This is a genomic window from Paraburkholderia lebeckiae (assembly GCF_050436325.1).
GTDB lineage: Bacteria > Pseudomonadota > Gammaproteobacteria > Burkholderiales > Burkholderiaceae > Paraburkholderia > Paraburkholderia tuberum.
The window spans coordinates 3,839,586-3,852,661 of sequence record NZ_JBNDLZ010000003.1; the positions used below are offsets into that span (position 1 = coordinate 3,839,586).

Annotated in this window: 12 protein-coding genes, 1 tRNA gene and 1 pseudogene; 12 read left to right on the forward strand and 2 right to left on the reverse strand. The window is 62.4% G+C overall.

Annotated features, from left to right (window positions below):
- Positions 1–122 precede the first annotated feature (122 nt).
- On the reverse strand, positions 123–1,796 hold the full coding sequence (locus OKW44_RS35755; protein WP_018421160.1) for an electron transfer flavoprotein-ubiquinone oxidoreductase: 1,674 nt from the start codon (positions 1,794–1,796) through the stop codon (positions 123–125).
- A gap of 187 nt (positions 1,797–1,983) precedes the next feature.
- Here OKW44_RS35755 and OKW44_RS35760 point away from each other — a divergent pair, with 187 nt between their 5' ends.
- Together OKW44_RS35760 and OKW44_RS35765 are read left to right on the forward strand one after the other, a co-directional pair.
- Entirely contained in the window at positions 1,984–2,760 is a 777-nt protein-coding gene (locus OKW44_RS35760) for an SDR family oxidoreductase (protein ID WP_018421159.1), read from the forward strand.
- 56 nt (positions 2,761–2,816) lie between these two features.
- Positions 2,817–3,248: a thioesterase family protein gene (locus OKW44_RS35765; protein WP_018421158.1), complete on the forward strand. Its 432-nt coding sequence runs from the start codon at positions 2,817–2,819 to the stop codon at positions 3,246–3,248.
- Between the two features lie 44 nt (positions 3,249–3,292).
- Here the strand turns inward: OKW44_RS35765 and OKW44_RS35770 are convergent, their stop codons facing one another.
- Positions 3,293–3,838 carry a LuxR C-terminal-related transcriptional regulator gene (locus tag OKW44_RS35770; protein WP_018421157.1) on the reverse strand — a complete coding sequence of 182 codons (546 nt, stop codon included), beginning with the start codon at positions 3,836–3,838 and terminating at the stop codon, positions 3,293–3,295.
- Between the two features lie 220 nt (positions 3,839–4,058).
- Here OKW44_RS35770 and OKW44_RS35775 point away from each other — a divergent pair, with 220 nt between their 5' ends.
- From OKW44_RS35775 to rplT, 10 genes and pseudogenes are all read left to right on the forward strand, one after another.
- Positions 4,059–4,763: a CoA transferase subunit A gene (locus OKW44_RS35775; protein WP_018421156.1), complete on the forward strand. Its 705-nt coding sequence runs from the start codon at positions 4,059–4,061 to the stop codon at positions 4,761–4,763.
- 2 nt (positions 4,764–4,765) lie between these two features.
- Complete coding sequence (locus OKW44_RS35780) at positions 4,766–5,407, forward strand: CoA transferase subunit B (RefSeq protein ID WP_026225934.1); 642 nt, start codon at positions 4,766–4,768, stop codon at positions 5,405–5,407.
- A 227-nt stretch (positions 5,408–5,634) separates the two neighbouring features.
- A complete protein-coding gene (locus OKW44_RS35785; RefSeq protein WP_018421154.1) occupies positions 5,635–6,531 on the forward strand; it encodes an alpha/beta fold hydrolase in 897 nt (298 codons plus the stop codon).
- 103 nt (positions 6,532–6,634) lie between these two features.
- A complete protein-coding gene (locus OKW44_RS35790) occupies positions 6,635–6,988 on the forward strand; it encodes a RidA family protein (RefSeq protein WP_018421153.1) in 354 nt (117 codons plus the stop codon).
- Between the two features lie 69 nt (positions 6,989–7,057).
- Positions 7,058–9,304 (forward strand): RelA/SpoT family protein, encoded by a 2,247-nt coding sequence (locus OKW44_RS35795; protein WP_018421152.1) that lies wholly within the window; start codon positions 7,058–7,060, stop codon positions 9,302–9,304.
- Between the two features lie 106 nt (positions 9,305–9,410).
- Positions 9,411–9,487, forward strand: a tRNA-Val gene (locus tag OKW44_RS35800).
- A gap of 254 nt (positions 9,488–9,741) precedes the next feature.
- A pseudogene (thrS, locus tag OKW44_RS35805) lies at positions 9,742–11,650 on the forward strand (threonine--tRNA ligase).
- A gap of 49 nt (positions 11,651–11,699) precedes the next feature.
- Positions 11,700–12,224, forward strand: a complete 525-nt coding sequence (gene infC / locus OKW44_RS35810; RefSeq protein ID WP_075643713.1) for a translation initiation factor IF-3 — start codon at positions 11,700–11,702, stop codon at positions 12,222–12,224.
- Between the two features lie 258 nt (positions 12,225–12,482).
- Positions 12,483–12,680, forward strand: coding sequence for a 50S ribosomal protein L35 (gene rpmI / locus OKW44_RS35815; protein ID WP_006052501.1), 198 nt, complete (start codon positions 12,483–12,485; stop codon positions 12,678–12,680).
- Between the two features lie 29 nt (positions 12,681–12,709).
- Positions 12,710–13,069 (forward strand): 50S ribosomal protein L20, encoded by a 360-nt coding sequence (gene rplT / locus OKW44_RS35820; protein ID WP_006052502.1) that lies wholly within the window; start codon positions 12,710–12,712, stop codon positions 13,067–13,069.
- Positions 13,070–13,076: the final 7 nt, after the last annotated feature.

The following is a 13,076-nucleotide window of genomic DNA, read 5'->3' on the forward strand; positions in this document are numbered from 1 at the left end:
GGAAGGGGACCAACGAAACGCGCAAGAATGCGCGCAGACGAAAGCGCGAGCGCGCTATCGGAATTTGCCTGCGCGACGCTGCCGGTTATCGCGCAGCGCCGCAAAGGCAAACGGCATCTCAATCACATATTCGGATAGTTCGGACCGCCACCGCCTTCCGGCGTGACCCACACGATATTCTGCGTCGGGTCCTTGATATCGCAGGTCTTGCAGTGCACGCAGTTCTGCGCATTGATGACGAGCCGCTCGCTGCCGTCGTCGTTCTTCACGAACTCGTACACTGCAGCGGGGCAATAACGTGCCTCCGGTCCCGCGTAGGTCTGCCAGTTCACGTTGACCGGCACGGTCGGATCCTTCAGCGTCAGGTGCGCCGGCTGATTTTCCTCGTGATTCGTGTTCGAGATGAACACCGAGGACAGCCGATCGAACGTCAGCTTGCCGTCCGGCTTCGGATACGTGATCGGCTTGCACTGCGAAGCCGGCTTCAGCATTTCATGATCGGAATGCTGATGGTGCAGCGTCCACGGCACGTTGCCGCCGAGCAGCTTCTGCTCGAGACCGACCATCAGCGTGCCGAGGTAGAGACCCTTGCTCATCCACTGCTTGAAGTTACGCGCGCGATAGAGCTCGGTGTAGAGCCACGACGTCTTGAACGCTTCCGGGTAGGCGCTCAATTCGTCTGATTGACGGCCTGCCTGGACGGCGTCGAACGCGGCATCGGCGGCGAGCATGCCGGTCTTGATCGCAGCGTGCGAACCCTTGATGCGCGACGCATTCAGGAAGCCCGCGTCGTCGCCGACCAGCGCACCGCCCGGGAACACCAGCTTCGGCAACGACATCAGGCCGCCCGCGGTGATCGCGCGCGCACCGTAGGACACGCGCTTGCCGCCTTCGAGAATCGCGCGGATCGCCGGATGCGTCTTGTAGCGCTGGAATTCCTCGAACGGCGACAGATACGGATTCGAATAGCCGAGGCCGACCACGAAGCCGACCACGACCTGGTTGTTGTCCATGTGGTAGAGGAACGAGCCGCCGTACGTGTCGTTTTCGAGCGGCCAGCCGGCCGTGTGCATCACCAGACCCGGCTTGTGCCTGGCGGGATCGATCTCCCACAGCTCCTTGATACCGATGCCGTACACCTGCGGATCGACGCCGTCGCGCAGCTTGAACTTCTCGTTCAGCTGGCGGCCGAGGTGGCCGCGCGCGCCTTCGCAGAACAGCGTGTACTTCGCGTGCAGTTCCATGCCGAGCTGGAAGTTCTCGGTCGGCTCGCCGTCCTTGCCGATGCCGAGGTTGCCCGTCGCGACGCCCTTGACCGAGCCGTCGTCGTTGTACAGCACTTCAGCCGCCGAAAAGCCCGGGAAAATCTCGACGCCGAGCGCCTCGGCCTGCTGACCCAGCCAGCGCGTCACGTTCGCGAGGCTGATCACGTAGTTGCCGTGATTCTTGAAATTGTCCGGTAACGCCCAGTTCGGTACGCTCTTCGCGCCCGTCTCCGACAGGAACAGGAAGCGGTCTTCGGTCACGTCGACCGTCAGCGGCGCGCCTTTCTCCTTCCAGTCCGGGATCAATTCGGTCAGCGCGCGCGGATCCATCACCGCGCCCGACAGAATATGCGCCCCGATCTCAGAGCCTTTTTCGAGTACGCATACGCCAATGTCAGCGCCTTGTTCGGCGGCGCGCTGCTTCAGGCGAATGGCCGCCGACAGGCCCGCAGGGCCGCCGCCGACGATGACGACGTCATACTCCATCGACTCGCGCGGGCCGTACTGCTCAATGAGACTTGCGGGGGTCATTGATGCTCCTCTTACCGTTAGAATGCTTTTTTCGGGTTCGTATTGTGGGCGATCGATCCCCGCGCCGCAACCTGAAAAGCCACAGATTAGCACGAGCGTACTATTTCATGATACGGTAAAGACCCTTAGTCGGATCCTACCGAACCCGTCAACCGCAGTTGTCACCACAACCGAACAAGGAAAGACAATGGGCCGTTCGATCAATCTGGAAGGCAAGGTCGCGCTGATTACGGGCGCCTCGAGCGGGCTGGGCAAGCGCTTCGCGCAGGTGCTGTCGCAGGCGGGCGCGAAGGTCGTGCTGGCGAGCCGACGTACCGAGCGGCTCAAGGAGCTGCGCGCAGAAATCGAGGCGTCCGGCGGCGCCGCGCACGTCGTGTCGCTCGACGTGACCGACTATCAGAGCATCAAGTCGGCGGTCGCGCACGCGGAGACCGAGGCCGGCACCATCGATATCCTCGTCAACAACTCGGGCGTGTCGACCACGCAGAAGCTGTCCGAGGTCACGCCGGCGGACTTCGAATACGTGTTCGACACGAATACGCGCGGCGCGTTTTTCGTGGCGCAGGAAGTCGCCAAGCGCATGATCATGCGCGGCAACAACGCGCAGAAGCCGTCGTACCGGATCATCAACATCGCGTCGATGGCGGGCTTGCGCGTGCTGCCGCAAATCGGCCTGTATTCGATGAGCAAGGCCGCGGTGGTCCACATGACGAAGGCGATGGCGCTCGAGTGGGGCAAGCACGGCATCAATGTGAACGCGATCTGCCCCGGGTATATCGACACCGAGATCAACCATCACCACTGGTCGACCGATCAGGGGCAGAAACTCGTGGCGATGCTGCCGCGTCATCGGGTCGGCAAGCCGGAGGATCTCGACGGGCTGCTCCTGCTGCTCGCGGCGGATGAATCGCAGTTCATCAACGGCTCGGTGATCGTCGCCGACGACGGCTTCGGACTCGCGTGAGCGGGTCGTCCAAAGTTTCAAAAGTCAGGCAGAAAAAGGAAGAACGGAAGTACAGAATGAGCGATTTTCACGCAGTTTTCGAAATGACGATGCCGATCCGCTGGGGCGACATGGACGCCTTCGGTCACGTCAACAACACGGTTTATTTCCGCTACATGGAGCAGGTGCGGATTTCCTGGTTCGAGCACATGGACTTTGTCGGCCAGCGCGCGGACGGGCAGGGGCCGGTGATCGTCAATGCGTCGATGGAGTTTCTGAAGCAGCTGCACTATCCGGGCGACGTGATCGGCCGGATGTCGGTGGCGACACCGGGGCGCAGCAGCTTCGATACGGCTTTCGAGCTCCTGCGCGCCGATGAGCCGGATACGCTCTATGCGCGAGGCGCCGCGCGATGCGTGTGGATCGACTACGCGGCGGGCAAGTCGGTGCCGGTGCCTGACGTACTGCGCGCGGCCATCGAGAGCGCGGCGCTCGTCAAGGTGGCCTGAGCGCGCGGCTTGACAGCGCTGTCGCGCGCTTCAAACGCCCTCTCTCAATCCCCGAGCAGCCGCTGCAACAGCTCGGTCGCATTGCCCGTATCGTATTTGCGCATGAGCCGCGCGCGGTAGACGTCGACCGTGCGCGGGCTGATGTCGAGCACGCGGCCGATCTGCTTGCTGGTCTTGCCCGTCACCAGTTGCGCGGCGATTTCGCGCTCGCGTGGCGTCAGTTCCACCGCGACCCGCCGGGTTGCGCTCAAATCCTCGAAGGTCCAGACACCCGCCGCGTGCGGGTCGGTGCGCTGCTGCGCGCGGCCCGTCACGTGACACCAGAACAGCTCGCCGTTCGCGCGCTTCATGATCCGGTCGTCCGCGTAGCTGCCTTGCGCGGTCATGATCGGCGGAATGCGCGCCCCGATCCGCTCGAACTCATCCGCCGATGGATACAACACCTGGAACGACTGACCGATCAGCGCGTCGCGCGCGTAGCCGAATATCGACGCTAGCTCGTCGTTGCAGTCTTCGATGGTCCGCTCGCGGGACAGCACGAGTCCGATCGGCGCGAGGTGAAACGCAGTGCGGTAATCCAGGGCGGGCATGGGCGGGAGGCAAGTACTTATGTATTTTTGCGTATTGTGCCGCATGGCGGGCGCAGCGTACTCTTTCGGGCAGATTGACAACGCGGCTCAAGCCGCGGATGACTAGAATGACGTAGCGGTATCGTGAGGCGACGTGAAGTTCGCCCGTTGCGATATCAGCCGCAATGATCCGGCGGACTAAGTACACGTTTCGGGTTTCCATAGAGGAAGGGACATACAGATGAACAAGGTCTATCCAGGCGCCGCCGAGGCGCTGAAGGACATCGTCAAGAACGGGCAGACGTTCGCCGTCGGCGGCTTCGGGCTGTGCGGCATTCCTGAGGCGCTGATCGCTGCGCTGCGCGATTCGAAGGTGCAGGGCATCACCTGCATCAGCAACAACGCGGGCGTCGACGGTTTCGGCCTCGGCCTGCTGCTCGAGACGCGTCAGATCAAGAAGATGATCTCGTCGTACGTCGGCGAAAACAAGGAGTTCGAGCGCCAGTACCTGGCCGGCGAACTCGAGCTCGAATTCACGCCGCAAGGCACGCTCGCCGAGAAGCTGCGCGCGGGCGGCTCGGGCATCCCGGCGTTTTTCACGAACACCGGCTTCGGCACGCAGATCGCCGAGGGCAAGGAAACCCGCCAGTTCGGGGAGAACCACTACGTGCTCGAACATTCGCTGACCGCCGATGTCGCGCTCGTCAAGGCATGGAAGGCCGACAAGGCCGGCAACCTGATCTATCGCCGCACCGCGCGCAACTTCAATCCGATGTGCGCGATGGCGGGCCGCATCACCGTCGCGGAAGTCGAAGAGATCGTCGAAGTGGGCGAGCTCGATCCGGACGCGATCCATACGCCTGGCATCTTCGTGCAGCGCATCGTGCTGAATGCGCATCCGGAAAAACGCATCGAACAACGCGTCGTCCGCGCGAAAGGAGACTGATCATGGCATGGACTCGTGACGAAATGGCCGCGCGCGCGGCGAAGGAACTGCAGGACGGCTTTTACGTGAACCTCGGCATCGGCTTGCCGACGCTGGTCGCGAACCACGTGCCGGCGGGCGCCGAAGTGTGGCTGCAGTCGGAGAACGGTCTGCTCGGTATCGGCCCGTCGCCGACCGAAGACGAAGTCGACGCCGACTTGATCAACGCCGGCAAGCAAACGGTGACGACGCTGCCCGGTTCGTCGATTTTCTCTTCGGCGGATTCGTTCGCGATGATTCGCGGCGGCCACATCAATCTCGCGATTCTCGGTGCGATGCAGATCAGCAGGAAGGGCGATCTCGCGAACTGGATGATCCCGGGCAAGATGATCAAAGGCATGGGCGGCGCGATGGACCTGGTCGCGGGCGTCAAGCGAGTGGTCGTGCTGATGGAGCATGTCGCGAAGGGCGACCAGCACAAGATCCTCGAAGAATGCACGCTCCCGCTGACCGGTGTGGGTGTGGTCGACGAGATCATCACCGATCTCGGCGTGATCGAAGTGACCGAAAACGGCTTGAAAGTGACCGAACTCGCGCCGGGTGTGAGCGTCGACGAAATCAAGGCGAAAACCGGCGCGCCGCTCGATGTGAGCGCGGTGAGCTGACGCGGGTTGAAGCGCCGCTGCGCGCGTCGACGCGACCGCGCGGCGGCAAGGGTGTTTTCCGAACGGGCGAGACGTGAGTCTTGCCCGTTCTGTTTTTGGCGCGCGGCGGCTGATGCGCCGGACGGTTGGACCGACCTTCCTAAGCCTTCTGGCCGATGCTTGCCGCGCGACGAAGCGGTTTACAATCGTTCGCAGCGCAATCCGCAGCGTCTTTGCAAGGACACCAGATGACCGCAACGACTTCCGCTTTCACCACCGGGCGGCCCGCGCCGCGTCAACGTTACGTGCGGTGCGCGAGCGCTGCCGGCCTGCATCGCGTCGCCTATACCGAGTGGGGCGATCCGGACAATCCGCGCGTGTTGCTGTGCGTGCACGGACTCACGCGATCGGGACGCGATTTCGACCGCCTCGCCGCCAACTTCGCGGACACCTATCGCGTCGTGTGCCCGGACGTGATTGGCCGGGGCTTGTCGTCGTGGCTCGCGAACCCCAACTTATACGCGGTGCCGCAGTACGTCGCCGACATGGTCACGCTGATCGCGCGGCTCGACGTCGACACCGTCGACTGGTTCGGCACCTCGATGGGCGGCCTGATCGGCATGGGGCTCGCCGGCCTGCCGGACACGCCGATTCGCAAGCTGCTGCTGAACGACGTCGGGCCGCATCTGGAGCCGGTCGCGGTCAAGCGCATCGGCGATTACCTTGGCAAGCCCGCGCGCTTCGAAACGCTGCAGCAGGGCGTTGACTATGCCGCGCAGCTCGCGCACAGCTTCGGACCGCTGACTCCGGACGAATGGCGCGAAATCAATACGCCGTTGCTGCGCGAACAGGACGGCGCATGGGTGCTGCGCTATGACCCGCGCATCGCGCAGCCGTTCGCGGCGGTCACCGAGGAAGCGGCGAAGCTCGGCGAGGCGGCGCTGTGGCATTCGCTCGCGTCGTTCCAGGGGCCGGTGCTGGTGGTGCGCGGCGAGCAGTCGGATTTGCTGTCGCGGGAAACGGTCGCGAAGATGGTGTCGACCGCGCGTGCCGCATCGAGCGTCGAGATCGCCGGCGTCGGGCATGCGCCGGCGTTCCTGGCGGCGGACCAGATCGCGCTCGCGAGGGAGTTCTTCATCGGTTAGGCCGCGAACGCGTCATAATATTAAGTTCCGCATGACGTTTTCGTTTTCATCGGCAGTGTCGTGCGGGACGTAGTTCGATTAACCCCTCAGCTCAGGACTTTTCATGGCAGTCATTCGTTATCACGTCGGCAAGCGTCTCTCGGAAATGGCCGTGCACAACGGCACCGTGTACCTCGCGGGTCAGATCGCCGAAGACGACGGTCAGGACATCGCCGGCCAGACGCGCGAAGTGCTCGGTCACATCGACCGTCTGCTCGCCGAAGCGAACAGCGACAAGTCGCTGTTGCTGTCGGTGCAGATCTATATTTCGGACATGGCGCATTTCGCCGGCATGAACGCCGTGTGGGACGAGTGGGTCGCGCAGGGCGACACGCCGCCGCGCGCGACCGTCGAGGCAAAGCTCGCGAATCCGAAGTGCCTCGTCGAAATCGTCGTGATCGCGGCGCAGCGCAACTGAGTCGCGGCCGTCCGGCAGCACCGTGGTTGATTTTCCGTTGAATCGTCTGGCCCGGCGGGCCGTCGCACCATGAACACCGATACCGTTCCGAGCGCGCCTCATCATCCCCATCGTTCCTTCGACGAAGCGATGGCGTTCGTGCGCGAACATGCGGGCGAGGTGCGGCTGTCGTCGGGCGAATCGCTCGCGGATCACGCGGCGGGCACCGCGTCGATCATGCGCAAGCTCAACGTCGATCCGCCGGCGGTGCTGGCCGCTGCGCTGTTTGCGCTGACACCGCATCTGCGCGATCCGGAGCGCGTGATCGCCGACGACTTCGGCGAAGAAGTCGCCCAACTGGTCGGCGACGTACGCAAGCTCCTGCGGCTCGGCACGGTCAGTTTGCGCGCGGCGCAAAACGCGATGCCCGAGGCCGGGCGTGACGCGCAGGCTGCGCGCCGCGTGCAGGTCGAGGCGCTGCGCAAAATGCTGCTCGCGTTCGCGCAGGACATTCGCGTCGTGCTGATCCGCCTCGCGTCGCGGCTGCAAACGCTGCGTTACTACGCGGCCGTGAAGCTCACGCCGTCGCCCGACGTCGCACGCGAAACGCTCGATATCTACGCGCCGCTCGCGAACCGCCTCGGTATCTGGCAATTGAAGTGGGAGCTCGAGGACCTCGCGTTCCGTTTCGAGGAGCCGGACACCTACAAGCGCATCGCGAAACTGCTCGACGAGAAGCGTGTCGAGCGCGAGACCTATGTCGCGCAGGCGATCGAACGCCTGCAGCAGGAGCTGGCCGCCGCGCATATCCGCGCGGAAGTGAGCGGTCGGCCGAAGCATATCTACAGCATCTGGCGCAAGATGCGCGGTAAGGAGCTGGACTTCGCCGAGCTGTACGACGTGCGCGCGTTTCGCGTGATCGTGCCGGACATCAAGGACTGCTACACCGTGCTCGGCATCGTGCACAACCTGTGGCAGCCGGTGCCGAAGGAGTTCGACGATTACATCTCCCGGCCGAAGCCGAACGGCTACAAGTCGCTGCACACGGTCGTGATCGGTGACGACGGCCGCGCGTTCGAAGTGCAGATCCGGACGCGGGAAATGCATCGCTTCGCCGAATACGGGGTGGCCGCGCACTGGCGCTACAAGGAAGCGGGCGCGCGCGGCTATGGCGGCACGTTCACCGCGAGCGAGAAATACGACGAGAAGATCGCCTGGCTGCGGCAATTGCTTGCGTGGAAGGACGAGGTCTCCGAGGGCGAGCATGCCGAAGCGGGCTCGGCGCAGCCGTGGGAGCAGTTGCGCCGGGCCACGCTCGACGACGATCACATCTACGTGCTGACGCCGCAGGCGCGCGTGATTCCGTTGCCGCACGGCGCGACGCCGATCGACTTCGCGTATCACCTGCACAGCGAGCTGGGGCATCGCTGCCGCGGCGCGCGCGTCGACGGCGCGATGGTGCCGCTCAACACGCCGCTGCAGAACGGCCAGACGGTCGAGATCGTGGCGGTAAAGGAGGGCGGTCCGTCGCGCGACTGGCTTAATTCGCAGCTTGGCTATCTGCAAAGCCCGCGCGCGCGGCAGAAGGTGCGCGCGTGGTTCAACGCAGTGGAGTTACAAGAGCACATCGCGAACGGTCGCGCGATGGTTGAAAAAACCCTGCAGCGCGAAGGCAAGACCTCGGTCAATCTCGATCAGCTGGCCGCACGGCTCGGTTTCAAGACCACCGACGACCTGTTTTCCGTAGTCGGTAAGGAGGAGTTCAGCCTGCGGCTCGTCGAGCAGGCGCTGCAGGATGCGCCGCCGCCCGAGCCCGAGGTCGATGCACCGGAGAAATTCGAGAAACGCAGCAGCGGCGCGAGTGTCGCGCGCGGCGCGTCCACGGGCGTGCTGGTGGTTGGCGTCGATGCATTGCTTACCCAACTCGCGCGCTGCTGCCGGCCCGCGCCGCCCGACGACATCTGCGGCTTTGTCACGCGCGGCAAGGGCATGTCAGTTCACCGCAGCGACTGCGCGATGTTCCGCCGCATGGCAGAGCGCACGCCGGAGCGCGTGTTGCAGACCGCATGGTCGGCGGACGTGATGAGCGGCCGCGGCCAGTCCGTCTACCCGGTTGACCTCAGCATCGAGGCGACGGACCGGCAAGGTCTGCTGCGCGATATCTCCGAAGTATTCGCGCGGGAAAAGATGAACGTGATCGGCGTAAAGACGCAATCGCGCGGCAATGCCGCGTTCATGCAATTTACCGTCGAGGTGTCGAGCTCCGCGCAGATTCAGCGCGCGTGCACGCTGCTGGGCGAGATCACGGGTGTCGTGCGGGCGACGCGCAAGAACTGAGGCGCGGGCGGTTGGAAAAAGGATCCGCTAGTGGCGCGACGAATTAAAGTCGCTGCATAAAAGCACTTGCCAAGCTGCACTATACTCCATATACTCTCGTTTCTTCAGGCTCGTAGCTCAGCTGGTTAGAGCACCACCTTGACATGGTGGGGGTCGTTGGTTCGAGTCCAATCGAGCCTACCAACGAAAATGAAATTCCGGCCTCGCCGGGGTTTCGCAAGCTGCAGTAAGCGCTTTGAGCGCAAAAAGGCGAATACGGTTATGACACCGCGAACGTTGACCGAAACCACTTCGGAGCGACGCTAGTCGAGGACCACTTTCGCCAGTGAAGTTTGCATAAAATGTGAATGCGGCCCCTCGAAAGCGGGGCCGCATTTTTTTTATCTTTTTGACCCTGGTTGTATGTGCCGCCGCCGGTCGGCACCACGGAGAACGCAATGGTTTCGATACGTTTGCCTGACGGTTCTGTTCGACAGTACGAGCATCCGGTGACCGTCGCCGAAGTGGCCGCCTCGATCGGGCCGGGTCTCTCGAAAGCCGCGCTCGGCGGCAAGATCGACGGGGGAGTTGGTCGATACGTCCGCGCTGATCGATCACGACGTCGCGCTCGCCATCGTCACGGAAAAGGACGCAGACGGTCTCGATATCATCCGCCACTCGACGGCGCACCTGCTCGCGTACGCGGTGAAGGATCTGTACCCGGAAGCGCAGGTCACGATCGGCCCAGTCATCGACAACGGCTTCTATTACGACTTCTCCTATAACCGTCCTTTCACGCCGGAAGATCTCGAAAAGATCGAAAAGCGCATGCAAGAACTCTCGAAGAGGGACGAGCCGGTGTCGCGTCGCGTGGTGTCCCGCGACGAAGCGGTCGAGTACTTCAAGAGCATCGGTGAAAAGTACAAGGCCGAGATCATCGAATCGATCCCCGCTAGCGACGAAATCAAACTGTACTCGCATGGCGGCTTCACGGACCTGTGCCGCGGCCCCCACGTGCCGTCCACCGGCAAGCTGAAGGTCTTCAAGCTGATGAAAGTCGCGGGCGCGTACTGGCGTGGCGACTCGAAGAACGAGCAACTGCAGCGCATTTACGGCACGGCCTGGACGAAGAAGGAAGACCAGGAAGCGTATCTCCACATGCTCGAAGAAGCCGAGAAGCGCGACCATCGCAAGCTTGGTAAGCAACTCGACCTGTTCCACATGCAGGACGAGTCGCCGGGCATGGTGTTCTGGCATCCGCGCGGCTGGACGCTGTGGCAGCAAGTCGAGCAGTACATGCGCCGTCGCGTGAACGACGCCGGCTACCTGGAAATCAAGACGCCGTTGATCATGGACCGCTCGCTGTGGGAAGCATCGGGCCACTGGCAGAACTATCGTGAAAACATGTTCACGACGGAATCGGAAAAGCGCGACTACGCGATCAAGCCGATGAACTGCCCCGGTCACGTGCAAGTGTTCAACCACGGTCTGCGCTCGTATCGCGATCTGCCGCTGCGTTACGCGGAGTTCGGTTCGTGCCATCGCAACGAATCCTCGGGCGCGCTGCATGGACTGATGCGCGTGCGCGGCTTCGTGCAGGACGACGCGCATATTTTTTGTACAGAAGATCAGTTCATCAGTGAATCGATCGCGTTCAACACGCTGGCCATGAGCGTCTACCGCGACTTCGGCTTCGACAACGTCGAGATCAAGCTGTCGCTGCGCCCGGATGCGCGCGCCGGCACCGACGAAACTTGGGAACGCGCGGAGCAGGGACTGCGCGAGGCGCTGACGGCCTGCGGCGTCACGTGGGAAGAGTTGCCCGGCGAGGGTGCATTCTACGGCCCGAAGGTCGAGTATCACATCAAGGACGCGCTCGGCCGCTCGTGGCAGTGCGGTACGCTGCAGCTCGACATGGTGTTGCCGGAACGGCTGGGTGCCGAATACGTCGCCGAAGACAACAGTCGCCGTCGCCCGATCATGCTGCACCGGGCGATCGTCGGATCGATGGAGCGTTTCCTCGGGATTCTGATCGAGCACCATGCTGGTGCAATGCCCGCTTGGCTCGCGCCGATGCAGGTCGTTGTGATGAATATTGCGGAAAGTCAGGCCGAATACGCACACGCGCTAGCCCAATCGTTGCAAAAACAAGGGGTTAGAGTCGAGGCCGATTTGCGCAACGAGAAGATTAGCTATAAAATACGCGAGCACACGCTGGAAAAGGTCCCCTACCTGTTGGTGGTCGGCGACAAGGAGCGTGAAGCGCAAACGGTAGCCGTGCGTGCCCGTGGTGGTGTCGATATGGGTGTAATGCCTGTTGACGCCTTCATTGAGCGTCTGCGCCAGGACGTGCAGTCGTTCAACTGAGCCACTTGGTACCCGGCTCGTTTTTTTTAATTTTTAGAGGAAACGTAACATCGCTACTGATAAGTCTGCGCACCGCATCAACGGTGAAATTACAGCACCCGAGGTGCGACTGGTCGGCGTCGAGAACGAACCGCTCGGCATCGTGAAACTCGCTGATGCGTTCCGCATGTCGGAACAGCAGGACGTAGATCTGGTCGAAATCGCTCCGCAAGCGGTTCCGCCAGTTTGCCGCTTGATGGACTACGGCAAGTTCAAGTACCAGGAAGCGAAGAAGCAACACGAGGCTAAGCTCAAGCAGAAGGTCATCCAGGTCAAGGAAGTCAAATTCCGCCCGGGTACCGACGACGGTGATTACAACGTCAAGCTGCGCAACCTCGTTCGCTTCCTCGAAGACGGCGACAAGACGAAAATCACGCTGCGTTTCCGTGGCCGTGAAATGGCTCACCAGGAAATCGGCATGCGCATGCTCGAACGCCTGCGCACCGACCTCGACGAAGTGGGTCAGGTCGAGCAGATGCCGAAAATGGAAGGGCGCCAGATGATCATGGTGCTCGCTCCGAAGAAAAAGAAATAAGCGCGAAGCAGTTGGCCGGAGCGGCGGCGTGCCATGTGGCGCGCGCTCTGGTGGCGCAAGGTTGTTTGATGCTGTGCTGGGTGTCCGGCTTGGTGTCGGAAGGTTTCGGAACGTCGCGCATGCAGGTGCGCAGTGGTTCCCGAAAAGCGGCCGCTGGCGGTTTCGGCGGTCTGCATACCAAGTGGAATGGGTTTCGAAGGGCGGGAAATGGCCATCTGGCCGATCGCACACCCATGTCCATCTAATAATGGAGTTGTCATGCCGAAGATGAAGACCAAGAAGAGCGCTGCAAAGCGCTTCGTGGTGCGTCCGGGCGGGACCGTCAAGCGCGGTCAGGCCTTCAAGCGTCACATTCTTACCAAGAAGACCACCAAGAACAAACGCCATCTGCGCGGCTCTACGGCAGTTCATGATTCCGATCTGAACTCCGTTCGCGCAATGCTGCCGTTCGCTTAACCCTTAACCGACACTCATAGGAGCGAAACATGCCTCGAGTAAAACGTGGGGTTACCGCACGGGCCCGTCACAAGAAGATCATCAAGCTGGCCAAGGGTTACCGCGGCCGTCGCAATAACGTCTATCGCATCGCCAAGCAGGCGGTCATGCGCGCAGGCCAGTATGCCTACCGCGATCGCCGCAATAAGAAGCGTGTGTTCCGCGCATTGTGGATCACGCGTATCAACGCGGCGGTGCGTCAGCACGACATGACGTACAGCGTGTTCATCAACGGCCTGAAGAAGGCGTCGATCGAACTGGACCGCAAGGTGCTGGCCGACATGGCTGTGTTCGACAAGGCTGCTTTTGCTGCGATCGTTCAGCAGGTGAAAGCCGCCGTTGCAGCCTGATTGCGCT

Bases quoted from the DNA above. Each gene is read 5' to 3' on its own strand.
- OKW44_RS35755 (WP_018421160.1), bottom strand. From the start codon at position 1,796: ATGACCCCCGCAAGTCTCATTGAGCAGTACGGCCCGCGCGAGTCGATG.
- OKW44_RS35760 (WP_018421159.1), top strand. From the start codon at position 1,984: ATGGGCCGTTCGATCAATCTGGAAGGCAAGGTCGCGCTGATTACGGGC.
- OKW44_RS35765 (WP_018421158.1), top strand. From the start codon at position 2,817: ATGAGCGATTTTCACGCAGTTTTCGAAATGACGATGCCGATCCGCTGG.
- OKW44_RS35770 (WP_018421157.1), bottom strand. From the start codon at position 3,838: ATGCCCGCCCTGGATTACCGCACTGCGTTTCACCTCGCGCCGATCGGA.
- OKW44_RS35775 (WP_018421156.1), top strand. From the start codon at position 4,059: ATGAACAAGGTCTATCCAGGCGCCGCCGAGGCGCTGAAGGACATCGTC.
- OKW44_RS35780 (WP_026225934.1), top strand. From the start codon at position 4,766: ATGGCATGGACTCGTGACGAAATGGCCGCGCGCGCGGCGAAGGAACTG.
- OKW44_RS35785 (WP_018421154.1), top strand. From the start codon at position 5,635: ATGACCGCAACGACTTCCGCTTTCACCACCGGGCGGCCCGCGCCGCGT.
- OKW44_RS35790 (WP_018421153.1), top strand. From the start codon at position 6,635: ATGGCAGTCATTCGTTATCACGTCGGCAAGCGTCTCTCGGAAATGGCC.
- OKW44_RS35795 (WP_018421152.1), top strand. From the start codon at position 7,058: ATGAACACCGATACCGTTCCGAGCGCGCCTCATCATCCCCATCGTTCC.
- rpmI (WP_006052501.1), top strand. From the start codon at position 12,483: ATGCCGAAGATGAAGACCAAGAAGAGCGCTGCAAAGCGCTTCGTGGTG.
- rplT (WP_006052502.1), top strand. From the start codon at position 12,710: ATGCCTCGAGTAAAACGTGGGGTTACCGCACGGGCCCGTCACAAGAAG.